The organism is Paenibacillus sp. FSL R7-0272, from assembly GCF_037969905.1.
In the GTDB taxonomy this organism is placed as follows: Bacteria; Bacillota; Bacilli; order Paenibacillales; family Paenibacillaceae; genus Paenibacillus; species Paenibacillus polysaccharolyticus.
Window position 1 is genome coordinate 72,191 of record NZ_CP150221.1, and the last position, 24,264, is coordinate 96,454.

At 47.7% G+C, this 24,264-nt stretch carries 18 protein-coding genes, 1 tRNA gene and 3 rRNA genes; 21 read left to right on the forward strand and 1 reads right to left on the reverse strand.

Annotated features, from left to right (window positions below):
* The first annotated feature begins 206 nt into the window (after positions 1 to 206).
* The 11 genes from MKY23_RS00330 (at position 207) to MKY23_RS00380 (ending at position 10,307) form a co-directional block, all read left to right on the forward strand.
* Positions 207 to 1,820: an anthranilate synthase component I family protein gene (locus tag MKY23_RS00330; RefSeq protein ID WP_339834416.1), complete on the forward strand. Its 1,614-nt coding sequence runs from the start codon at positions 207 to 209 to the stop codon at positions 1,818 to 1,820.
* Between the two features lie 77 nt (positions 1,821 to 1,897).
* Entirely contained in the window at positions 1,898 to 2,476 is a 579-nt protein-coding gene (gene pabA, locus MKY23_RS00335; RefSeq protein WP_339834419.1) for an aminodeoxychorismate/anthranilate synthase component II, read from the forward strand.
* A 1-nt stretch (position 2,477) separates the two neighbouring features.
* Positions 2,478 to 3,371: an aminotransferase class IV gene (locus tag MKY23_RS00340; RefSeq protein ID WP_339839118.1), complete on the forward strand. Its 894-nt coding sequence runs from the start codon at positions 2,478 to 2,480 to the stop codon at positions 3,369 to 3,371.
* A complete protein-coding gene (gene folP / locus MKY23_RS00345; RefSeq protein ID WP_339834422.1) occupies positions 3,368 to 4,234 on the forward strand; it encodes a dihydropteroate synthase in 867 nt (288 codons plus the stop codon). The genes MKY23_RS00340 and folP overlap by 4 nt, the downstream gene beginning before the upstream one ends.
* Before the next feature lie 80 nt (positions 4,235 to 4,314).
* Positions 4,315 to 4,677 carry a dihydroneopterin aldolase gene (gene folB / locus MKY23_RS00350; protein ID WP_090924638.1) on the forward strand — a complete coding sequence of 121 codons (363 nt, stop codon included), beginning with the start codon at positions 4,315 to 4,317 and terminating at the stop codon, positions 4,675 to 4,677.
* 9 nt (positions 4,678 to 4,686) lie between these two features.
* Positions 4,687 to 5,235: a 2-amino-4-hydroxy-6-hydroxymethyldihydropteridine diphosphokinase gene (gene folK / locus MKY23_RS00355; RefSeq protein WP_154985681.1), complete on the forward strand. Its 549-nt coding sequence runs from the start codon at positions 4,687 to 4,689 to the stop codon at positions 5,233 to 5,235.
* On the forward strand, positions 5,187 to 5,390 hold the full coding sequence (locus tag MKY23_RS00360; RefSeq protein ID WP_167375851.1) for a helix-turn-helix transcriptional regulator: 204 nt from the start codon (positions 5,187 to 5,189) through the stop codon (positions 5,388 to 5,390). The genes folK and MKY23_RS00360 overlap by 49 nt, the downstream gene beginning before the upstream one ends.
* Before the next feature lie 46 nt (positions 5,391 to 5,436).
* Positions 5,437 to 6,456, forward strand: a complete 1,020-nt coding sequence (gene dusB / locus MKY23_RS00365) for a tRNA dihydrouridine synthase DusB (protein ID WP_090924641.1) — start codon at positions 5,437 to 5,439, stop codon at positions 6,454 to 6,456.
* A 251-nt stretch (positions 6,457 to 6,707) separates the two neighbouring features.
* Positions 6,708 to 7,187: a transcription elongation factor GreA gene (greA, locus tag MKY23_RS00370; protein WP_090924651.1), complete on the forward strand. Its 480-nt coding sequence runs from the start codon at positions 6,708 to 6,710 to the stop codon at positions 7,185 to 7,187.
* 113 nt (positions 7,188 to 7,300) lie between these two features.
* Complete coding sequence (lysS, locus tag MKY23_RS00375; protein ID WP_090924642.1) at positions 7,301 to 8,812, forward strand: lysine--tRNA ligase; 1,512 nt, start codon at positions 7,301 to 7,303, stop codon at positions 8,810 to 8,812.
* A gap of 157 nt (positions 8,813 to 8,969) precedes the next feature.
* Positions 8,970 to 10,307, forward strand: coding sequence for a TrkH family potassium uptake protein (locus MKY23_RS00380; protein WP_154985679.1), 1,338 nt, complete (start codon positions 8,970 to 8,972; stop codon positions 10,305 to 10,307).
* Between the two features lie 84 nt (positions 10,308 to 10,391).
* Here MKY23_RS00380 and MKY23_RS00385 read toward each other — a convergent pair whose 3' ends face one another.
* Positions 10,392 to 10,982: a TetR/AcrR family transcriptional regulator gene (locus tag MKY23_RS00385; RefSeq protein ID WP_339834428.1), complete on the reverse strand. Its 591-nt coding sequence runs from the start codon at positions 10,980 to 10,982 to the stop codon at positions 10,392 to 10,394.
* Positions 10,983 to 11,069: 87 nt separating this feature from the next.
* Between MKY23_RS00385 and MKY23_RS00390 the strand changes: the two genes are divergently transcribed.
* The 10 genes from MKY23_RS00390 (at position 11,070) to MKY23_RS00435 (ending at position 24,150) form a co-directional block, all read left to right on the forward strand.
* Positions 11,070 to 11,618: a hypothetical protein gene (locus MKY23_RS00390; RefSeq protein ID WP_221788862.1), complete on the forward strand. Its 549-nt coding sequence runs from the start codon at positions 11,070 to 11,072 to the stop codon at positions 11,616 to 11,618.
* 349 nt (positions 11,619 to 11,967) lie between these two features.
* Positions 11,968 to 13,523: ribosomal RNA gene (locus MKY23_RS00395) — 16S ribosomal RNA — on the forward strand.
* 334 nt (positions 13,524 to 13,857) lie between these two features.
* Positions 13,858 to 16,784: ribosomal RNA gene (locus MKY23_RS00400) — 23S ribosomal RNA — on the forward strand.
* Between the two features lie 97 nt (positions 16,785 to 16,881).
* Positions 16,882 to 16,998: ribosomal RNA gene (gene rrf / locus MKY23_RS00405) — 5S ribosomal RNA — on the forward strand.
* The 16S, 23S and 5S rRNA genes sit together here, the layout of an rRNA operon.
* Before the next feature lie 360 nt (positions 16,999 to 17,358).
* Complete coding sequence (gene guaB / locus MKY23_RS00410; RefSeq protein ID WP_090924897.1) at positions 17,359 to 18,816, forward strand: IMP dehydrogenase; 1,458 nt, start codon at positions 17,359 to 17,361, stop codon at positions 18,814 to 18,816.
* A 420-nt stretch (positions 18,817 to 19,236) separates the two neighbouring features.
* A complete protein-coding gene (locus MKY23_RS00415) occupies positions 19,237 to 20,628 on the forward strand; it encodes a D-alanyl-D-alanine carboxypeptidase family protein (protein WP_154892144.1) in 1,392 nt (463 codons plus the stop codon).
* A gap of 182 nt (positions 20,629 to 20,810) precedes the next feature.
* A complete protein-coding gene (pdxS, locus tag MKY23_RS00420) occupies positions 20,811 to 21,692 on the forward strand; it encodes a pyridoxal 5'-phosphate synthase lyase subunit PdxS (protein WP_062329598.1) in 882 nt (293 codons plus the stop codon).
* 18 nt (positions 21,693 to 21,710) lie between these two features.
* Positions 21,711 to 22,301 carry a pyridoxal 5'-phosphate synthase glutaminase subunit PdxT gene (gene pdxT, locus MKY23_RS00425; protein WP_339834437.1) on the forward strand — a complete coding sequence of 197 codons (591 nt, stop codon included), beginning with the start codon at positions 21,711 to 21,713 and terminating at the stop codon, positions 22,299 to 22,301.
* A gap of 278 nt (positions 22,302 to 22,579) precedes the next feature.
* Positions 22,580 to 23,863 (forward strand): serine--tRNA ligase, encoded by a 1,284-nt coding sequence (gene serS, locus MKY23_RS00430; protein ID WP_090924894.1) that lies wholly within the window; start codon positions 22,580 to 22,582, stop codon positions 23,861 to 23,863.
* Between the two features lie 198 nt (positions 23,864 to 24,061).
* A tRNA-Ser gene (locus tag MKY23_RS00435) sits at positions 24,062 to 24,150 on the forward strand.
* Positions 24,151 to 24,264: the final 114 nt, after the last annotated feature.

Here is a 24,264-nt window from a genome sequence, read left to right on the forward strand (position 1 = left end):
TTTTACCGGATAAGCTCGATGTTTCTGAACAGTTTATATCAATCCTTCCTGCCCTGACGGGTAGGGAGGATTTTTTGCGTAATGCTTTTAAAAGCAACGGCGCTTTAGTATACTATCAAACAATAAGAACTATATAAGTTGAACACTCGGTTGCACAACTTATATAGTGAGACAGGAAAGGGCGGCGGGCCGCAGTGACACACCTGATGACAACATACGCCGACTGGGAAGCATGGGCTGGACAAGGCTGGACAATGTTACCATATATAACGAAGTCGGATGAGGGAACGTATCATGGCGGTTTACCGCTAACGTGGGAGGCAGCGTGGCAGCAAGCATCTCCTAACGCAATTGTGCTGGAGAATGGCAAAGGCGGAAGGTATACTTTCCTCGGCTTAAATCCGGTATCCATCGTTTCCGGCAAAGGACAGGAAGCCACAATTCATGACGTGTTTCAAGGAACAAGCAGAACAGATCAGGGCAATCCGCTGGATGTGCTAAAACGGTGGACATCACCTTACCGAGCACCCAAGGTTGACGGAGCACCAGATTTTGCAGGCGGTTGCGCCGGATACCTCAGTTATGATGTAGCCAGATCACTGGAGAAACTGCCAACGATTGCTGAGGATAATCCTGCACTTCCAGATTACTGGTGGATGCGCTTTGAGGAAATATGGGCATACGACCATGAGCAGCAGGCTCTTTTTTGTATGGTGCATCTGGAAGTGAGTGCTGAACAGCAGGAACAGGCCAATCTACAGAGTCTCTATGCTGCGGCTGGGAAACGTGCGGTAGCCATGCAGCAACGCTGGCTTCATATTATGGGTTTCGCTCAGGCAGAGGAGCAACAGCAAGCGTTGGAGCTCCGTCACAGGCGGGTTCATCTTGCCCTACGCACAGAAGAATCCGAATGGGAAACAGAGGGATGGAGGACGTCCTTCCCACAAAAGGATTTTGAACAAGCTGTTCTTCAGGTACAGGAGTATATCAGGCAAGGCGATGTATTTCAGGTTAATCTGTCCCTGCGACATGAAAAGCAGCTCCAATCCAGTAGCGAGCATATCTATGAATGGCTGCGTATCGTGAACCCGTCACCCTATATGGGAATGCTTCGCAGTCCCGAATTCCAACTGGTCAGTGGATCGCCAGAATTGCTCGTCAAAGTGGAGAACGGCAAAGTGAGTGCGCGGCCCATCGCAGGAACACGAAGAAGAGGACGAGATGAAGCAGAGGATCAGGCGATGGCAGATGAGTTGCTTGGCAGTGAGAAGGAGCGAGCCGAGCATATTATGCTGGTTGATCTGGAGCGCAATGATATCGGGCGAATTGCTGCGTATGGATCGGTTCATGTTCCTGAATTAATGACAATCGAGAAATATTCACATGTTATGCACCTGGTTTCACAGGTGGAAGGCAAGCTGGCGGAAGGATTAACTGTGTTTGATGTCATTGCCGCAACGTTTCCTGGCGGAACGATAACGGGTGCTCCGAAAGTACGCACGATGGAGATTATCGAAGAGCTTGAGCCAGTGCGACGGGGGCCATATACAGGGTCAATCGGATGGATAGACTACAGTGGCAATATGGAGCTGAATATCGTTATACGCACTCTTGCGATTAAGGATGGGACGGGTTATGTGCAGGCTGGTGCAGGTATTGTCATTGATTCCGATCCATATCGCGAGTACAAGGAGTGTTCCAACAAGGCTAGAGCAATGATGCGAGCTGTGAACTACAGTGAACGAGCGGAGGCTGACACAGCGCAGGCATCAGCAGGAGAACCCCAACGCGAGCAGAAACACACGAACAGAACAGAATGAAGCGATGAAATGGAATAAGTTAAAATAAACAAGGCATCCGCCGTAATCTGCGGTGGAATATGAGGAGGAGCAGACCTATGATTCTGGTTATCGACAATTACGATTCCTTTACCTACAACCTGGTTCAATATCTGGGTGAATTAGGGGAAACGGTGGAAGTTCGCCGCAATGACGAGATTGATCTGGCAGGTATTGAAGCACTGGCACCGGATCATATTCTGATCTCTCCAGGTCCATGTACACCGAATGAAGCGGGGATCAGCTTGGCAGTTATCGAACATTTCAAAGGAAGCATTCCCATCTTTGGCGTCTGTCTTGGACATCAGGCGATCGGGCAGGCGTTTGGAGGCAATGTCATTCGAGCGGATCGGATGATGCACGGCAAAACATCGGAGATGCATCACCAGGGTACATCGGTATTTACGGGGCTGCCTTCTCCGTTTACGGCAACTCGGTATCATTCATTGATCGTGGAACGTAGTAGCCTGCCGGATTGTCTGGAGATTACAGCGGAAACAGCTGAAGGAGAGATTATGGGTCTGCGTCACAAAACGTATGCGATTGAAGGGGTACAGTTCCACCCGGAATCCATCATTACAGATCATGGTCATCAGATGCTTCGCAATTTCCTATCACAGCAAAAAGCGAACGTATAATATGCAATATGCCGCGATTAATGGGGAACTGGTTCAACTGGCGTCGGCTTTGGTTCCTGTAACGGATCACGGCTTTTTGTACGGACTGGGGCTGTTCGAGACCTTTCGAACATACCAAGGAGTTCCCTACCTTCTGGAAAGGCATCTGGAGCGAATGGCTTCAGGCTGTGAAGAGTTGGGCATTCCTTTTACAGTGACAGCAGAGGAAGTCAAAGACTGGATATCCCGTCTGATGCAGGGAAACGAGCTTAAGGATGCGTACGTGCGTTATACAGTATCTGCTGGTGAAGCGCCGCTTGGACTACCTTCGGGGGATTATACAGACCCCACACATATCGTACTGGCAAAATCATTACCTGCCCCTTCTACTACTCTGTATGAAAGGGGTAAAATGCTACAACGTCTATCTACACCTCGTAATACACCGGAAAGCCAAATCAGATTCAAGTCGCTTCACTACATGAACAGTATCTTGGCGAAACGTGAATTAAACACTTATGTTGGGCAAGACCAGCGATTACTGAGCGCAGAAGGATTACAACTTACGCGCGACGATTATGTTGCGGAGGGCATTGTCAGCAATATATTTTGGGTGCGAGAGAAAGTTCTCTACACCCCTTCGCTGTCAACAGGCATTCTTCCAGGGATCACTAGAGCGGTGGTGATGGAGATTGCAGCAGATCAAGGCATCGCTTGCATAGAAGTGCAGTCACCATGGGAAGATCTTCAGCAAGCAGATGAAATTTTTCTGACGGGTTCCGTAGCCGAGCTCGTGCCGGTGACGACGTTGCGGGATCTGAACGGCACAGAAACAGCAATCAGCAATGGACGGATCGGTCCGGTAACGGCAGTACTGCTGCGTATGTACCGGGAGAAAGCGGGGTATACTTCATGACACTTACACCGGTCATCTATGAACGGAAATATGAATGGGGACCAGCTTCAATTACGCTGGGATCCCGGACACAGATTATGGGCATTTTGAATGTCACGCCAGATTCGTTCTCAGATGGTGGGCGCTACAATAGTGTGGAGCGGGCAGTAGCCCATGCGAAACAAATGATGGAAGACGGTGCGGATCTGATTGATATCGGTGGAGAATCCACCCGTCCAGGATCAGAGGTGGTCGGTGCAGATGAAGAACTTCATCGAATTATTCCGGTGATCGAAGCCTTGCGTGCAGAGGCGCCACATATTCCGATCTCCGTGGATACGTACAAGGCTGACGTTGCGCGCCAAGCCATTCTGGCAGGGGCCCATATCATCAACGATGTATGGGGGGCCAAGGCCGACCCGGATATGGCGCGGACTGCTGCTGAGCTGGGTTGCCCGATTATTCTGATGCATAATCGGCAGGCAAGAGACTACACCGATTACCTGCCTGATGTTGTGCGTGATGTGCAGGACAGCGTTCAGCTTGCGCTTGCAGCGGGCGTAGAGGAGAGTCAGATTATACTGGACCCAGGGATTGGTTTTGTGAAGGACCTCTCGGAGAACCTGGAGTTGATGTCTTCTCTCGGTCTGTTAAACGAGTTGGGGTATCCCGTGTTGCTTGCTACATCCCGCAAAAGATTCATCCAGCACACGCTGGATGTAGGTGCTGACGATGCGCTGGAAGGTACAGCAGCAACGGTTGCATTTGGCATTGCCCAAGGCTGCCAGTTGGTACGGGTTCATGATGTGAAGCCGATCCGGCGGACGGCGGACATGTGTGATGCGATGTTATATCGTTCTCCGGGCTTACGGAGAAGATCGTAATAGAGGGCCTTCACGGCCCCTCATGTTGAAGCGAAGCGTTTTGATATAGAAAGTATTTGAATAAAAGGCAGGGGAACTTGATGGACAGAATGGTATTGCACCGCATGGAGTATTACGGGTATCACGGTGTGTTTGCAGAAGAACGAAAGCTAGGTCAGCGGTATTACATTGATCTGGAGATCGATATGGATCTGGGTGAGGCTGGGCGTAACGATGATCTGACCAAAACGATTAATTACGCAGAGATTCATGAGCTGGTGAAGCAGATCGTCGAAAATAAATCATTCCAGTTAATTGAAGCGTTGGGTGAACATATTGCATCTTCTTTACTAGACACTTATACTATTATCAATGCATTGACAGTCAAGGTGACGAAGCCGCACCCGCCATTTGATATTCATTTTGGAGGCGTAACGGTAGAGCTTCGCCGCTCAAGAAAGTGAGAACCGATCATGATTGCACATTCGACCTCTGAATCCTCAGAGGCTTATATTGCTTTAGGGGCTAATTTGGGTAATCGGGAGCAGACGCTTCTTGAAGCGTTAACACTTCTGAATGAACACCCTCATATATCTGTGCTACGCTGTTCTGCGCTATATGAGACAGAGCCGGTAGGATATGTCGATCAGCCTGCGTTTTTGAATATGGCTGCTACAGTCAGTACAAGTCTGACTCCGGAGCTTTTGCTCGCCGAATTGCTCAGTGTAGAGAATCAGCTTGGACGGGTTAGGGATATTCGCTGGGGCCCACGTACGGTGGATCTGGACTTGCTCTGGATGCATGGAGAGACGCGAGATACTGAACTGCTTCAACTGCCGCATCCCCGTATGGGAGAGCGGGCTTTTGTACTGGTGCCGCTGTCGGACATCGTACCGCAGGACGAGGCATCAGGTCTGCATACCTTTGTACACGCATCGTTGTCTGTACTGGATGGAAAGGATGGAATACAGCGTTGGAAAACATGCAATTGGCCAACCGAATCCGGGCGTTCCGGAAGTTGAAAGGGTTAACCCAGCATGAGCTTGCGGCCGAGACAGGTATATCTTTGGCTATTCTGGGGACGATTGAACGGGGAAATCGCAAGGTGACAGCACAGGAACTGAACAAGATTGCGGGTGTGCTCGCGATTAGTATCGAGGAATTACAAGGGAAATAAAGAACGACGGACAACGAAGAACGGATAAAGAGGTGAACTAGCAGACATGCTTAAGATTGGTAATATTGAAATGAAGAATCAAGTTGTTCTTGCACCTATGGCTGGTGTATGTAATCCCGCTTTTCGCCTGATCGCCAAAGAGTTTGGTACGGGCCTTGTCTGCGCTGAGATGGTGAGTGGCAAAGCCATTGTGCATGGCAACCAGCGGACTCGCGAGATGTTATTTGTGGATGAACGTGAGAAACCGCTCAGTCTGCAGATCTGGGGAGGCGACCGGGAATCGCTTGTCGAGGCAGCTAGAATCGTAGATAAGGAAACCAATGCAGATATCATCGATATTAACATGGGGTGTCCTGTTCCGAAGGTAACGAAGTGTGATGCAGGTGCACGCTGGTTGCTGGACCCGAACAAGATCTATGAGATGGTATCCGCTGTTGTAGAAGCTGTTGAGAAACCAGTCACCGTTAAAATGCGGATCGGCTGGGACAACGAACACATCTATGTGGTGGAGAACGCTCTTGCGGTGGAACGCGCTGGTGGAAGTGCTGTCAGCGTGCATGGACGGACAAGAGAACAACTCTATACAGGTACAGCGGATTGGTCACATATCAAAAATGTCAAAGAAGCTGTCTCCATTCCAGTCATCGGTAATGGCGACGTATCTTCACCGGAAGATGCTCGCCGTATGCTGGACGAGACCGGGTGTGACGGAGTAATGATTGGTCGTGCTGCCTTGGGTAATCCATGGATGTTATATCGCACAATTCAGTATCTGAGTTCAGGCCAGTTACCTCCTGACCCGAATGCAGAGGAGAAGATCCGTGTAGCTGTTTTGCATATGGATCGGCTAATTGCACTCAAAAATGAGACCGTCGCTGTACGTGAAATGCGTAAACATCTGGCTTGGTACTTGAAGGGATTGAAGGGATCTGCCCGAATCAAGGACGTTATTATGGAAGGAACCAAACGGGATGAGATGGTGGGCATACTGGAGAACTTTGTGGAACAGTTGAAAATGGAAGGAAATCTGGAGTCTGAACCGGTAATTGCGGGTAATGCCTCATAATTAGGAGGCGTGCTGTAAAACGTTTACAGCCGCAGGGGATGTAACATTGACTTTTCGAGATCGTTCACCTATAATTTCTCAGTATAAATTCGCCATGTGCGTTTACTAAGTATAGTGCATCAGGAGGAATATTCTATTTCTCTGGAGAACTTCATATAGTTTTGAAGATGTATGCGGGCGGAGTTCTGTCATCAGCACTGATTCCGTTGCCGTACAATCAAATTATTCCCATGACAGGAGAATCGGTTGAGATGAGCGACAAGGAAGTTATCCTTACACCAGAAGGACTCAAAAAGCTGGAAGAAGAACTGGAAACACTGAAGTCAGTGAAGCGCCGCGAAGTGGCTGAACGGATCAAAGTAGCTATTGGCTATGGTGATATCAGTGAGAACTCCGAATACGAAGATGCGAAAAATGAGCAAGCTTTTATTGAAGGACGTATCATCACACTCGAGAAGCTGTTGCGTAACGCACGAATTATCAACAGCGACGAAATCGATACCGATTCCGTAAGTGTGGGTGCAACCGTAACTGTAGAGGATTTGGAATTCGGCGATATCACAGAATATACGATTGTAGGTACAGCGGAATCCAATCCCCTTCAGAACAAGATTTCCAATGAAAGTCCTGTAGGTAAAGCTATTTTGGGCAAGAAAAAAGGTACAGTGGTTGATGTAAGTGTGCCTGCTGGCGTAATTCAATATAAAATTGTAGATATTAAAAAGCTGTAGTAACGAAGCAGTCAGGCGTAGTAGACAAAAGCTTCCTTAGGGAAGCTTTTTTCAACATTACGGACAAGCCTCACGCACAGGCTGCAATGTAAATAAGGAGATGAATACAGATCATGACGGATGAAGTCTTGAATCAGGAAACCGAACTTAGCGAGCTGTTACAGATTCGCCGCGACAAATTGGACGAGCTCCGCAACTTGGGAATCGACCCTTTTGGCCAAAAATACGTACGTACCGAAGAAGCCGGCTCCATTCTGAAGAAGTATGAAGAACTGACCAAGGAAGAGCTGGAAGAGAAGCACATCGAAGTCAGTATTGCCGGACGGATTATGGCGAAGCGGGGCATGGGTAAAGCAAGCTTTGCACATATTCAGGACCTGAGCGGCCGAATCCAGATCTATGTTCGTCAGGATAGCGTACCTGAGGACAAGTTTGCGGCATTCAGCCTGCTTGATCTCGGGGATATCGTTGGGGTAACTGGCGTTGTCTTCAAAACCAAAACAGGTGAGACTTCCGTTAAAGTAAAAGACCTGGAAGTGTTGTCGAAATCTCTTTATCCACTCCCGGATAAATACCATGGTTTGACTGACGTTGAACTGCGTTATCGCCAGCGTTATGTAGACCTGATCATGAACCCTGATGTGCAGCAGACCTTCATTATGCGTTCCAAAATCATTCAATCCATGCGTCGTTATCTTGACTCCCATGGCTACCTTGAAGTGGAGACACCGACATTGCATACAATCGCAGGTGGTGCGGCGGCTCGTCCGTTTATTACTCATCACAATGCGCTTGATATGGAACTGTACATGCGGATCGCGATTGAACTTCACTTGAAACGTCTGATTGTCGGCGGTCTGGAAAAAGTATATGAGATTGGCCGCGTATACCGGAACGAAGGTATGTCTACACGTCATAATCCGGAATTTACGATGATTGAGTTGTATGAGGCTTATGCGGATTACAAGGATATCATGGCTTTAACTGAAAACCTGGTTGCTCACATCGCACAGGAAGTATTGGGTAAACAAGTTATCCAATATGGAGATCATGAAGTGAATCTTAAGCCGCAATGGCGCCGTGTGACCATGGTGGATGCGGTTAAGGAAGTTGTCGGTGTAGACTTCTCCGTTCATATGACGGATGAGGAAGCGCACAGCTTGGCGAAACAGCATAACGTAAAAGTTGAACCACATATGACATTTGGTCACATCCTGAACGCCTTCTTCGAAGAGTTTGTTGAAGAAACGTTGATACAGCCAACGTTCATTATGGGACATCCGCTTGAAATCTCGCCACTGGCGAAGAAAAGCGATGCAGATCCACGCTTCACGGATCGCTTCGAGTTGTTTATCGTTGGACGTGAGCATGCCAATGCCTTCACCGAGCTGAATGATCCAATTGATCAGCGTCAGCGTTTTGAAGCTCAGATGTTGGAGAAAGAGCACGGTAATGATGAGGCTCATGAGATGGATGACGATTTCATCCGTGCACTTGAATATGGTATGCCACCAACAGGTGGTCTGGGAATCGGCATCGATCGTTTGATTATGTTGCTGACCAATTCACCGTCCATCCGTGACGTACTGCTCTTCCCGCATATGCGTCCACGTACACAAGAGTAAATAAGGAACGTATCTTTCGTTCATAATAGAAGAGGAACCTGCCACTTGCTTCAAGCTGGGGCAAGTTCCTCTTTGGGTTTACATAGGCAACTCATTCAGACGTGCTACGGGTCACAAGTTGCTCCTATTTTTATTTTGGTTAAAAGAGGTGCCCTTCATGAAGTTCAGGCTTCAGATCGCCAGGTTCATATCTCCTCCGTTAATATTGGTTGGCGGTTTCTTGCTAATTATCTCTATTGGGACCGTTTTGTTGATGTTGCCGTTTTCTAATCAGAGTGGCACACATCTAGCCTTTATTGATGCTTTATTCACAGCTACATCAGCGGCATGTGTGACTGGGCTAGTTGTGGTGGATGTAGGAACAACTTTCAATTTGTTTGGTCAGATTGTCATCATGATCCTGATGCAACTTGGCGGGCTCGGTTTCATGACCATGGCCACATTGTTTGCACTTGTGCTGGGCAAACGCATATCTCTTAAAGACAGGTTGCTACTGAAAGAGGCTATTAATGCGGACAGCATGGAGGGAATTGTGCGGATTATCCGCAAGGTTCTGATCTTTTCATTCACTATTGAAGGGGTAGCTGCGGTCATTCTGGCTTTACGCTGGGCAACGGAGATGCCTTTTATGCAGGCCGTATACTACGGCATATTTCATTCCGTTTCCTTGTTTAACAATGGTGGGTTTGATCTGTTTGGCAACAGTTTTCAATATTATACCGGAGACTGGATTTTTAACATTACTGCTTCGATTCTCGTGATATCTGGTGGACTTGGTTTTGTTGTGTTGAATGACCTGTTTGAATATCGCAAACGCCGCCGGTTATCTTTGCAATCGAAATTGGTGCTGTCCGTGTCAGGTGCGTTGATCGGTATAGGTGCAGTGGTGTTGTTTATTTTCGAATTCACCAACAGTCACACGCTTGGTTCACTAACTTGGAGCGAGAAGATCTACGCATCGTTCTTTCAGTCTGTCTCAACGCGTTCTTCCGGGACAAGTACGATTGACATTACGCAGATGCGACAAGCGACTCAGTTTTTCTTTATTTTGCTCATGTTTATTGGCGCTTCTCCAGGTTCGACAGGTGGAGGGATAAAAACAACCACGTTTCTGATCATGATTGGTGCTGTATATGCCATGATTCGGGGCAACAAGGACATTGTTTTTTTTCGTCAACGTGTACCTAAAGATCTGCTTATGAGAGCCCTGACGATCATTATGGTTTCCCTCAGTATCTTCATGATTGTAGTGATGCTGTTACTTACAACCGAAGATGCACCATTCCTTTCTCTCATGTTTGAGGCTGCATCTGCTATTGGTACGGTGGGGCTGTCGGTGGGCGTAACCCATGAGATGACCAATTGGGGCAAAATCATTATTACCTTCACCATGTTTGTTGGTCGGATTGGGCCGCTAACGATTGCGTATGCACTTCGTCCCCGTAAAGAGAAGAAATTGTATCGCCATCCAGAAGGCCGGATCATTATTGGATAAAACAAAAAACGCAGACATTCGATATCTACCCCTATGAGTAAAAATGGAGTGGCATTGAATGTACTGCGTTTTTTATGTTGCGCTCTAAGGACATAGAGAGGCCAGATGTAAGGTGAGAGCGTTGTCCATAAGTTGGCCGTTTATCTGATCGGGTCTAAGCACGGCATGGATAGCCAAGCCGTCAATAAGAGCATATAGTCTCTCGATCTCAAGTTCCTGATTTAGATCTGGTCTGAAGATGCCGAGCTTCACCAGCGAAGTAATAACGATCTCGACAGCTCGTCTAATATCATTATATACAGAGTCAGCCAGTTTCTTAAGTGCAGGATCCGTTTTGGATTTGGCAGTAAAAGCGTACCACACCTCCATTTCAGCCATTTTCTCATCCGTATTGGGTATGAATTCAAGCAGTAACTGTTTCATATGTTCCATCGGAGGCCCGTCGAAAGACATACTTTGAATCCGGGCAGTCACCCGTTCCGAAACCAAATTCATTGCATATAACAGAAGCTCCGATTGAGTGGAAAAATAGTGGCGCATGGATCCGACCGAGATTCCAGCTTCCTCAGCGATATTTCGAACAGAAGCTTGTTCCATACCATTTTTCCGGATAATACGCCAAGCGGCCTCGGCTACGAGCAAGCGCTGTTTGTCATGATCAACGATTTTAGGCATGTCATGATTATAACACCATTGATTATTATGGTACAAAAGTGTTAAATTAATTATAATACAGTCGTATTATATAAAAGGGGTGTAATTATGGTTGCTTATTTCATTATTGCCTGTGAGATTGCATTTTGGATATTTGTCGCGGCAGGGCTAAGTGTTCGGTATATGCTGGGTAAGAAGCGATTGGGATTGGCTTTGCTTGCCGCCACACCAATTGTTGATGTTTTGTTGCTCGTAGCTACTGTAGTAGATCTTCAACGCGGAGCAACAGCAAGTATGGTTCATGGTATAGCGGCTATCTATATTGGAGTAAGCATTGCTTTTGGACATCAAATGATCGCTTGGGCTGATGGTTACTTTCAATACTGGTTTAGAGGGGGAGAGAATCCTAGGCGGAATAAGTTATATGGAAGAGAACATGCAAGGAACGAGCGTATAGGGTGGGTCAGACATCTTTTGGCTTGGAGTATTGGAAGTGCGCTTTTGTATATTATGATATGGTGGATTGGTGATCCAGCTCGAACAGAGGTGTTTTCAGGTCTAATCCGAGTATGGGCAATAGTGCTGGGGATTGATCTCGTGATAAGTATTAGTTATAGCTTTTGGCCGAGGAAAGCTCCTGCTAAAAATATAGGTTAACGGTTCAGATTGTCTTATGAAATGATCAAGTTCTTGATAAAAGTGAAAAAAAGCTTGCAATCAAAAATCATACATGGTATATTCTAATTCCGGCCAAGAAAACACAGTTTACACGGTGCGGTAAGCCAATAAAAATAAGCTTCGAAAGAAACTTGAAAAAAGAGCTTGCAAAGTTGGTTCGGAAATGATATGATATAAAAGTTACTGAAGCGAATGAGTGACAGTGACTGAATATGTTTGATCTTTGAAAACTGAACAACGAGTGAGTATCGATCTTGCTTGCAAGATCAAAAATGAGATTTTTAATCTCGTCAGATTCAAAATGAGCTTATCGCTCTTTTCAATAACTTTATTGGAGAGTTTGATCCTGGCTCAGGACGAACGCTGGCGGCATGCCTAATACATGCAAGTCGAGCGGACTTGAAGAGAAGCTTGCTTCTCGGATGGTTAGCGGCGGACGGGTGAGTAACACGTAGGCAACCTGCCCTCAAGCTTGGGACAACTACCGGAAACGGTAGCTAATACCGAATACTTGTTTTCTTCGCCTGAAGAGAACTGGAAAGACGGAGCAATCTGTCACTTGGGGATGGGCCTGCGGCGCATTAGCTAGTTGGTGAGGTAACGGCTCACCAAGGCGACGATGCGTAGCCGACCTGAGAGGGTGATCGGCCACACTGGGACTGAGACACGGCCCAGACTCCTACGGGAGGCAGCAGTAGGGAATCTTCCGCAATGGGCGAAAGCCTGACGGAGCAATGCCGCGTGAGTGATGAAGGTTTTCGGATCGTAAAGCTCTGTTGCCAGGGAAGAACGCTTGGGAGAGTAACTGCTCTCAAGGTGACGGTACCTGAGAAGAAAGCCCCGGCTAACTACGTGCCAGCAGCCGCGGTAATACGTAGGGGGCAAGCGTTGTCCGGAATTATTGGGCGTAAAGCGCGCGCAGGCGGTCATGTAAGTCTGGTGTTTAATCCCGGGGCTCAACCCCGGATCGCACTGGAAACTGTGTGACTTGAGTGCAGAAGAGGAGAGTGGAATTCCACGTGTAGCGGTGAAATGCGTAGAGATGTGGAGGAACACCAGTGGCGAAGGCGACTCTCTGGGCTGTAACTGACGCTGAGGCGCGAAAGCGTGGGGAGCAAACAGGATTAGATACCCTGGTAGTCCACGCCGTAAACGATGAGTGCTAGGTGTTAGGGGTTTCGATACCCTTGGTGCCGAAGTTAACACATTAAGCACTCCGCCTGGGGAGTACGGTCGCAAGACTGAAACTCAAAGGAATTGACGGGGACCCGCACAAGCAGTGGAGTATGTGGTTTAATTCGAAGCAACGCGAAGAACCTTACCAGGTCTTGACATCCAACTAACGAGGCAGAGATGCGTTAGGTGCCCTTCGGGGAAAGTTGAGACAGGTGGTGCATGGTTGTCGTCAGCTCGTGTCGTGAGATGTTGGGTTAAGTCCCGCAACGAGCGCAACCCTTATATTTAGTTGCCAGCACTTCGGGTGGGCACTCTAGATAGACTGCCGGTGACAAACCGGAGGAAGGTGGGGATGACGTCAAATCATCATGCCCCTTATGACCTGGGCTACACACGTACTACAATGGCCGGTACAACGGGCTGCGAAATCGCGAGATGGAGCCAATCCCAACAAAGCCGGTCTCAGTTCGGATTGCAGGCTGCAACTCGCCTGCATGAAGTCGGAATTGCTAGTAATCGCGGATCAGCATGCCGCGGTGAATACGTTCCCGGGTCTTGTACACACCGCCCGTCACACCACGAGAGTTTATAACACCCGAAGTCGGTGGGGTAACCGCAAGGAGCCAGCCGCCGAAGGTGGGATAGATGATTGGGGTGAAGTCGTAACAAGGTAGCCGTATCGGAAGGTGCGGCTGGATCACCTCCTTTCTATGGAGAATCGTTTCCCGCGTGGAAACATTCAAATATGCAGCTCAGCTGCAAACCACTCACTCGTTGCTCAGTTTTGAGAGCTCAAACTCTCAAAACTTCTCGTTTGTTCGACCGACACATCCGTGAACGGCCCGAACCAAACGATTTGTTCTTTGAAAACTAGATATCGAAACGAAACAAACGCGAATTAGAACATTCCTTTTTAGCTGAACTTGTGTATAACAAGTTTCAATAAAAACGGTAGATTGCTGGAGCGAGTGATCGAAATGGAACGACTTTTGGCTTTGCGCAAGCAAACCAAGGGAAGTGACAGCTCGAACACGAGCGACCTGGTTAAGCTACTAAGAGCACACGGAGGATGCCTAGGCGCTAGGAGCCGATGAAGGACGTGGCGAACAACGAAACTGCCTCGGGGAGCTGTAAGCAAGCTTTGATCCGGGGATGTCCGAATGGGGAAACCCAGCTGGGGTAATATCCAGTTACTCATAACTGAATACATAGGTTATGTAGAGGCATACCAGGGGAACTGAAACATCTAAGTACCCTGAGGAAGAGAAAACAATAGTGATTCCGTCAGTAGCGGCGAGCGAACGCGGAGAAGCCCAAACCAGAGAGCTTGCTCTTTGGGGTTGTGGGACGTCTCACATGGAGTTACAAAGGAGTCAGTTAAACGAAGAGGTCTGGAAAGGCCCGCCAAAGAAGGTAAAAGCCCTGTAATTGAAAGTTGATTCTCTCCGAGACGGATCCCGAGTAGTGCGGGGCACGTGAAACCCCGTATGAATCCGGCAGGACCATCTGCCAAGGCTAAATACTTCCTAGCGACCGATAGTGAAGCAGTACCGTGAGGGAAAGGTGAAAAGCACCCCGGAAGGGGAGTGAAATAGAACCTGAAACCGTGTGCTTACAAAAAGTCAGAGCCCGTTTTAGGGGTGATGGCGTGCCTTTTGTAGAATGAACCGGCGAGTTACGTTCCCGTGCAAGGTTAAGGTGAAGAGCCGGAGCCGCAGCGAAAGCGAGTCTGAATAGGGCGAGTGAGTACGTGGACGTAGACCCGAAACCGGGTGATCTACCCCTGTCCAGGGTGAAGGTGCGGTAACACGCACTGGAGGCCCGAACCCACGCATGTTGAAAAATGCGGGGATGAGGTGGGGGTAGCGGAGAAATTCCAATCGAACTCGGAGATAGCTGGTTCTCCCCGAAATAGCTTTAGGGCTAGCCTCGGAAAACAGAGTCGTGGAGGTAGAGCACTGATTGGGTGCGGGGCCCGCAAGGGTTACCAAGCTCAGTCAAACTCCGAATGCCATAGACTTACTTCCGGGAGTCAGACAGTGAGTGCTAAGATCCATTGTCAAAAGGGAAACAGCCCAGACCATCAGCTAAGGTCCCCAAGTGTGTGTTAAGTGGGAAAGGATGTGGAGTTGCACAGACAACCAGGATGTTGGCTTAGAAGCAGCCACCATTGAAAGAGTGCGTAATAGCTCACTGGTCGAGTGACTCTGCGCCGAAAATGTAACGGGGCTAAACACACCACCGAAGCTATGGCTTGATGCTTGCATCAGGGGTAGGGGAGCGTTGTATAAGGGTTGAAGGTGTACCGTAAGGAGCGCTGGACATTATACAAGTGAGAATGCCGGTATGAGTAACGAAAAGATCAGTGAGAATCTGATCCGCCGAAAGCCTAAGGGTTCCTGAGGAAGGCTCGTCCGCTCAGGGTAAGTCGGGACCTAAGGCGAGGCCGAAAGGCGTAGTCGAAGGACAACAGGTCGAAATTCCTGTACCACCGTAAATCGTTACGAGCGATGGGGGGACGCAGTAGGGTAGTGACGCAGGCTGATGGATGCCTGTCCAAGCAGTGAGGCTGGTTAGTAGGCAAATCCGCTAACCGTAAGGCTGAGCTGTGATGGGGAGTGAAAATTACAGTAGCGAAGGTCATGATCTCACACTGCCAAGAAAAGCCTCTAGCCAGATGAAGGTGCCCGTACCGCAAACCGACACAGGTAGGCGAGAAGAGAATTCTAAGGCGCGCGGAAGAACTCTCGTTAAGGAACTCGGCAAAATGACCCCGTAACTTCGGGAGAAGGGGTGCCCCGGTAGTGTGAATAGCACGAGGGGGCCGCAGTGAAAAGGCCCAAGCGACTGTTTAGCAAAAACACAGGTCTGTGCGAAGCCGTAAGGCGAAGTATACGGGCTGACGCCTGCCCGGTGCTGGAAGGTTAAGGGGAGTGGTTAGGGAGTAATCCCGAAGCTGTGAACCGAAGCCCCAGTAAACGGCGGCCGTAACTATAACGGTCCTAAGGTAGCGAAATTCCTTGTCAGGTAAATTCTGACCCGCACGAATGGCGTAACGACTTGGGCGCTGTCTCAACGAGAGATCCGGTGAAATTTTAATACCTGTGAAGATGCAGGTTACCCGCGACAAGACGGAAAGACCCCATGGAGCTTTACTGCAGCTTGATATTGAATTTGGGTACGATCTGTACAGGATAGGTGGGAGCCTTTGAAGCGTGAGCGCCAGCTTGCGTGGAGGCACCGTTGGGATACCACCCTGATCGTATCTAGGTTCTAACCTGGTACCGTAATCCGGTGCGGGGACAGTGTCAGGTGGGCAGTTTGACTGGGGCGGTCGCCTCCTAAAGAGTAACGGAGGCGCCCAAAGGTTCCCTCAGAATGGTTGGAAATCATTCGAAGAGTGCAAAGGCATAAGGGAGCTTGACTGCGAGACCTACAAGTCGAGCAGGGACGAAAGTCGGGCTTAGTGATCCGGTGGTACCGCATGGAAGGGCCATCGCTCAACGGATAAAAGCTACCCTGGGGATAACAGGCTTATCTCCCCCAAGAGTCCACATCGACGGGGAGGTTTGGCACCTCGATGTCGGCTCATCGCATCCTGGGGCTGAAGTAGGTCCCAAGGGTTGGGCTGTTCGCCCATTAAAGCGGTACGCGAGCTGGGTTCAGAACGTCGTGAGACAGTTCGGTCCCTATCTGTCGTGGGCGTAGGAAATTTGAGAGGAGCTGTCCTTAGTACGAGAGGACCGGGATGGACGTACCGCTGGTGTACCAGTTGTTCCGCCAGGAGCACCGCTGGGTAGCTATGTACGGACGGGATAAGCGCTGAAAGCATCTAAGCGTGAAGCCCCCCTCAAGATGAGATTTCCCAGTATGTAAGACCCCTTGAAGACGACGAGGTAGATAGGCTGGGGGTGGAAGTGCAGTAATGCATGGAGCTGACCAGTACTAATCGGTCGAGGGCTTATCCAATAGCAAGTTTTAAATCGCGTACGTTTCGTTTCGAATCTAGTTTTCAGAGAACAACAACTCTGAATGAATGGAAGAAGCTATGCTTCGACCAATCGCGTTTGGTGGCGATGGCGGAGGGGTTCCACACGTACCCATCCCGAACACGACCGTTAAGCCCTCTAGCGCCGATGGTACTTGGACCGCAGGGTCCTGGGAGAGTAGGACGCCGCCAAGCAAAGAACCACTGCCGATGATGTTCGGTGGTGGTTTTTATATTTTTATCAAAATCGTGAAGAACATAAAAATCTTCATTAAAGGAATACTTAAACTACACTCAAAACAAAAGCAGGCGTCCATCTGAATAAAAGGACGCCTTTTGTTATATTATCAAGGCTTGTCCACCTAAGAAACACATTTGTATACAAGGGGAAGCACACCTGATTGTTCCAAGGAGTTTCCCTTGACATTCTAAATATCGCTTTGCTAAGATGGACAATAATATATTTTCAGAAAACGAATTTTCGGCATACAATACAGCCTTGAATCTTCGGGTTTTGGTCCGTAAAGCTGAGCAAACATAAGGAGGAACACTTGCGTGTGGGAAGATAAATTTGGTAAGGAAGGCTTCACCTTTGATGATGTATTGCTAGTGCCACGGAAATCCGAGACACTGCCTAAAGAAGTAGACGTATCCGTTCGTTTGAGTGATAACGTCAAATTGAACATTCCTTTGATTAGTGCAGGGATGGATACTGTTACTGAAGCGACATTGGCGATTGCCATTGCACGTGAAGGCGGTATTGGTATTATTCATAAAAATATGTCCGTTGAACAACAAGCTGAAGAAGTGGATCGGGTTAAACGCTCGGAGAGCGGTGTTATCACCAATCCTTTTTCACTTACAGCTGAACATCTGGTATCTGATGCTGAGGCAGTTATGGCAAAATACCGGATTTCTGGTGTGCCTATCGTTGAAGGAGATCAGAAGCTCGTAGGAATCCTGACAAACCGTGACTTGCGATTTATCCATGATTTCAACATCAAGATTAGTGAAGTCATGACGCGTGAGAATTTGGTTACAGCTCCTGTGGGTACAACACTGCAAGAGGCAGAAGGTATCTTGCAGAAGCATAAAATTGAAAAACTACCATTGGTGGATGAGTCCAACACATTGAAGGGCCTTATCACGATTAAAGATATCGAGAAGGCCATTCAGTTCCCACAAGCTGCGAAGGATGCGCAAGGTCGCCTTTTGGTTGGTGCAGCAATTGGTATCTCCAAAGATACTTTTGAACGTGCAGACGCTTTGGTCAAAGCGGGTGTGGATCTGATTACAGTAGATTCAGCTCATGGCCATCATATTAACATTATTGAAGCGGTTCGCAAGTTACGCGAACGTTTCCCTGAGCTCACCATTATTGCAGGCAACGTTGCTACGGGTGAAGCCACACGTGATCTGATTGAAGCAGGAGCTTCGGTTGTTAAAGTAGGTATTGGGCCAGGCTCCATTTGTACTACTCGTGTTATTGCAGGTATTGGTGTTCCTCAAGTTACAGCTGTATATGATTGTGCAAGCGTGGCGCGTGAATACGGCGTACCTATCATTGCTGACGGCGGTATTAAATACTCTGGGGAGATCACCAAAGCTCTTGCTGCCGGTGCTCATGCGGTAATGCTGGGAAGCCTGTTTGCAGGAACAGCAGAGAGTCCAGGAGAAACGGAAATCTTCCAAGGACGTAGTTATAAAGTATATCGTGGTATGGGTTCAATGGCTGCAATGAAACAAGGCAGTAAAGACCGTTACTTCCAGGATGATGACAAAAAACTGGTTCCTGAAGGCATTGAGGGTCGAGTAGCATACAAAGGTCCTTTGTCTGATACAATTCATCAGTTGATCGGCGGATTGCGTTCGGGTATGGGATACTGCGGAACGAGTAATCTGGATCAATTGCGTAATGACACAAGCTTTATCCGTATTACAGGCGCTGGCCTTCGTGAGAGCCACCCACATGATGTGCAGATTACGAAAGAAGCACCTAACTACTCGTTGTAATCTGAAGTGAGTTAATGATTTCCAAGGCAGGCTCGGCGATTTTCGCCGGGCTTGTCTTTTTTTGCGGATACCCCTGTGATAGAATAGAACAAGCGGTGACCGTCCTAGGATGGAACGGGGCGTTGCGGCGATTTTTTGACGTGATCCATGAATTTTTTATAAAACTCAAGGTAAGCCAGTTATGACTTATCATACTAGAAAGAATGTTTATTACGTTTTACATAAGATAAGCATTCAGCAAGATGCGAGCGAAGTGACAATTGATCTGAATAATAGAGCAACGAACTTGCTCATTTCGATACAGCGCATTCAGCAGAGAACCACATATCCATTGACACAGTGACAGGGACTATGAAAATAGCAGCTTGAGCTGCACTGAGGCATTATTCAGAAGCTTCAGACCGAAGGGAGTATTCATCATTGAAAGCCAAACACATGAATAAGAAAAAACGTCAGATCCTCAAAAAGAGCGTAGCCTCCGTTATGCTCCTTAACATGCTATGCATGTCTGCAGTGATGCCTGTTATGGCCGCTGCCAGTGACTCTGGTCAGGTTCTGACTGCGGCAGCTACAACAACGAAAACGCCAGCAAAGGCCGTTAGTATCCCTTCAGTAGACTCGCTTGGACTTGATGTAAGATCGGCAGTCCTGATGGAAGCTTCTACAGGCCAGATTTTACTGTCAGTTGACGCGGATAAAGCGATGCCACCAGCGAGTATGACGAAGATGATGACAGAGTATATTGTTGCAGAACAGGTGAAACAGGGCAAGTTTGGCTGGGACGATGTAGTTACTGTTAAAAAAAATGCAGCTAAAAGTATCGGATCACGCATTTTCCTGGCTGAAGGTGATCAGCACACGGTAAAAGATCTGTATATCGCCATGGCTGTTGGATCGGCCAATGATGCTACCGTGGCATTGGCAGAGTATGTTGCCGGTTCGGAAGCTGAATTCGTAAAAATGATGAATGAGGAAGCGAAACGGATGGGTATGAAGGATACCCACTTCATTAACTCTACTGGTCTGGATCGTGCAGACATGCCAGCAGAATTCCGTCCAGCAGAAGACAAGGAAACGGTGATGTCCGCTTTAGACGCTGCTATTTTGTGTAGATATATCGTCAGAGATCATCCTGACTACAAAGATTTTACAACGATTCAATCCTACAAATTCCGTCCGAACGACAAAGCACCTATTATCAATTATAACTGGATGCTGGAAGCGAATAAAAATATAACCAACTTCAAAAGCTACGCTTACGAAGGCCTGGATGGTATGAAAACAGGCCATACGAGCAACGCAGGCAATAACTTTACGGGTACGGCTGAGCGTAACGGTATGCGTTTGATTAGCGTGGTGATGGGAACCGATTCTGAATCCGCACGTTTTAGAGAAACGAAAAAGGTGCTGGATTATGGTTTTGATAATTTTGAAGTAAAACAGGCTGTTGCAGGTAAAACCAAAGTTAAAGGCTGGGAAACGGTACCTCTGAAAAAAGGGAAAGAGACGACAGTTCCTGTCGTAACCGACAATGCAGTAAGTTTTGTTGTTCCTAAAGGAACTCAAGACCTGAACGTAACATTCAAAGCGAGTGTAACTGAAGCGGACAAACTGGTTGCACCAATTAAAGCGGGTACTAAGGTTGGTACGGTCACTTACACCTACAAAGCAGAGGGAATGGAACCTCAGGAAAAAACGGTAAACCTGATTACAGCCGAAGAGGCTGAGAAGGGCGGCTGGTTCCGCCTATTCTTCCGTGCGATCAAAGACTTCTTCGTTGATCTGTTCGATGGAATCAAAAACTTGTTTTAACTGAAAAATACAAACTAATACTGAATGAGTGGATTGTATATTTACGCTTTTTCCGGTAAAATATCAAGTTAGAATTCTACGTATTACAGTATAAAAGTCTAAGGTTCTTTCATCTGAATAGAAGCGCTATTATGCTTATTGAAAAATGGGAGACAACACATACACTACGGGGGGCTTGGAATATGGAAACGGGAACATCACGCGTTAAAAGAGGTATGGCTGAAATGCAAAAAGGCGGCGTAATCATGGACGTCATGAACGCTGAGCAAGCTAAAATTGCGGAAGCAGCAGGTGCAACAGCAGTAATGGCACTTGAGCGTGTTCCTTCTGATATTCGCGCAGCAGGTGGAGTAGCTCGTATGGCTGATCCAACGATTGTGGAAGAAGTAATGAAAGTTGTTACGATCCCTGTTATGGCCAAAGCACGTATTGGTCACTATGTAGAAGCTAAAGTACTTGAGTCACTGGGTGTGGATTACCTGGATGAGAGTGAGGTACTGACTCCTGCGGATGAAGTATTCCATATTGATAAACATGAGTTTACTGTACCGTTTGTATGTGGAGCGAAAGACTTGGGTGAGGCACTTCGCCGGATCGGTGAAGGAGCATCTATGATTCGTACAAAAGGTGAGCCGGGAACAGGCAACATTGTTGAGGCGGTACGTCATATGCGTTTCATTAACAGCCAAATTCGTAAAGTAACCAATATGTCAAAAGACGAGCTGTATGCTGAAGCGAAGAATCTGGGCGTTGCCTATGAGCTTCTACTGGATGTGCATGAGAACGGAAAATTGCCAGTGGTTAACTTTGCAGCGGGCGGCGTAGCCACTCCAGCAGATGCTGCACTTATGATGCACCTTGGAGCAGACGGTGTATTTGTAGGTTCTGGTATTTTCAAATCGGACAGCCCGGAGAAATTCGCACGTGCAATCGTTGAAGCAACAACACATTATACCGATTATAAATTGATTGCCGAGGTTTCTAAAAACCTGGGAGCACCAATGAAAGGCATCGAAATTTCCAAACTCGCACCTTCCGAGCGTATGCAGGATCGCGGCTGGTAAGAGAAGGGGAATTCAGACATGAAGATCGGCGTTTTGGCACTTCAGGGTGCTGTTACAGAACATATACGCAGTATTGAACGTGCTGGAGCTGAAGGTGTAGCCATTAAGCAAATTCAGCAGTTAGAGGAACTGGATGGCTTGATTTTACCGGGTGGAGAGAGCACAACCATCGGAAAGCTCATGCGCAAGTATGGGTTCATGGAAGCCATTCGTGCCTTCGCCGCAGCTGGAAAGCCGGTATTCGGTACCTGTGCGGGTCTGATCGTTATGGCCAAGCGTATTCAAGGTCAGGATGAGGCTCATCTGGAGCTTATGGATATGACCGTTTCCCGTAATGCTTTTGGGAGACAGAGAGAGAGCTTTGAGACAGACCTACCTGTAAAAGGTATCGATGAGACGGTACGGGCTGTATTTATACGCGCTCCGTTAATTGAGAGTGTTGGCGAACAGGTCGAGGTTCTTTCCACGTATAAAGATGAGATTGTGACAGCACGCCAGGGACATTTGCTGGCTTGCTCCTACCATCCAGAGTTGACGGATGACTACCGTCTACATGCTTACTTTGTAGACATGGCAAGGGCATATAAACAATCGGTAGAAGCAAAATAAAGTATGATGTACAACCTATGATCTCCCGGTCATCGGAGCACTCCTCAGTTGTCTGTTCTAGGCTACTGAGGCAGCTGCATCTGGACGGATGCCTCATGTTGCTTGTAACTGCTGCATAGCGGAATCGCAGCGGAGGTGGCAACCGGGGACATAGGTTGTTTTTTCGGTTATTAGCACATTGTAGGTTATAATAGATATTATTGTGTTTTTAAATGAAAGTATCGAGAACGGGCCTGACATGAGGCTCTATAATGTAGGTTTATTAGGAGGGGTACGTAGTGCTTGATGTGAAAATATTGCGGAATGAATATGCACGTGTAGAAGAAGCATTAAATAATCGTGGCAAATCGCTCGACCTGATTGCAGGGTTTACAGAATTGGATGCAAAGCGACGGGAATTACTGCAGGAGAGCGAGAATCTGAAAAGTCGCCGTAACACCGTGTCCGCAGAAGTAGCTAGACTGAAGAAGAACCGTGAGAACGCCGATGATTTGATTGTCGAGATGCGCGAGGTCTCCGATCGAATTAAAGCGATGGATGAGGAAGTACGTGAGCTTGAGGTTAAGATTAATGACCTCACGATGGCGATTCCTAACATTCCAAATGAAAGTGTGCCTGTAGGTACATCCGAAGAGGATAATGTTGAAATTCGCCGTTGGGAAGAGCCCAAGTCATTCTCTTTCACGCCAAAAGCGCACTGGGAGATTGCACAGGAGCTGGACATCCTTGATTTTGAAGCAGCAGCCAAAGTGACAGGTTCCCGTTTTACCTTCTATAAAGGACTTGGAGCGCGTCTGGAGCGTGCACTGATTAACTTTATGATGGATTTGCACAGTGATCAGCACGGATACGAAGAAATTTTGCCTCCATATATCGTGAACCGGGACAGCTTGTTTGGAACAGGCCAGTTGCCGAAGTTCGAGGAAGATCTGTTCAAGCTTAGAGATACCGAGTATTATCTGATCCCAACAGCAGAAGTACCCGTAACGAACTACCACCGTGAAGAAATTTTGAATGCCGATGATCTGCCGAAGCATTTTGTCGCATATAGTTCCTGTTTCCGCTCAGAGGCTGGTTCGGCTGGACGGGATACTCGTGGCTTGATTCGTCAGCATCAGTTCAACAAGGTGGAGTTGCTCAAGTTATCTTCACCAGAGACATCGTATGATGAGCTGGAGAAAATGACACAAAACGCAGAGCGTGTGCTACAACTTCTGGGCTTGCCTTACCGTGTGTTGACGCTCTGTACGGCAGATATGGGTTTCACTTCGGCTAAAACATATGATATTGAAGTGTGGCTGCCTGAGAGCAATACCTACCGTGAGATTTCATCATGCTCTAACTGCGAAGACTTCCAGGCACGTCGTGCCAATATCCGTTTCCGCAGAGAGCCTAAGGCGAAACCTGAATTTGTACACACACTGAACGGTTCAGGACTGGCAGTGGGACGTACAGTAGCAGCCATTCTGGAGAACTATCAGCAAGAAGACGGAACGGTGATTATTCCAGAAGCATTGCGTCCTTATATGGGTGGGATTGAAGTCATCGCTCGCCGTAAATAGTACGATGTTTAAGATAGCATAATTAACAAATCATCTTACTCCATTCGCCATTTGAGGATGGCGGGTGGGATGGGTGATGTGTTACAGTGCTGGAGGCTGTTAAATCCAGTTCTATTATAAATTTTAAATAAAAATACTTGCATTCCATCATTAATCTATGGTATGATACTTTTCGTGGCAAGTTTATAAAATATTTTTGGAGAGGTACCGAAGCGGTCATAACGGGGCGGTCTTGAAAACCGTTAGGGTGCAAGCCCACGTGGGTTCGAATCCCACCCTCTCCGCCATAACTTTTAAATGACACGCCGCATATGGATTTGCGGTGATTATGTTTGAAACGCACTAGACTGTTGAATAGCGGTCTGGTGCGTTTTTTGTGTTTGTGACCTTTAGAGATAAAT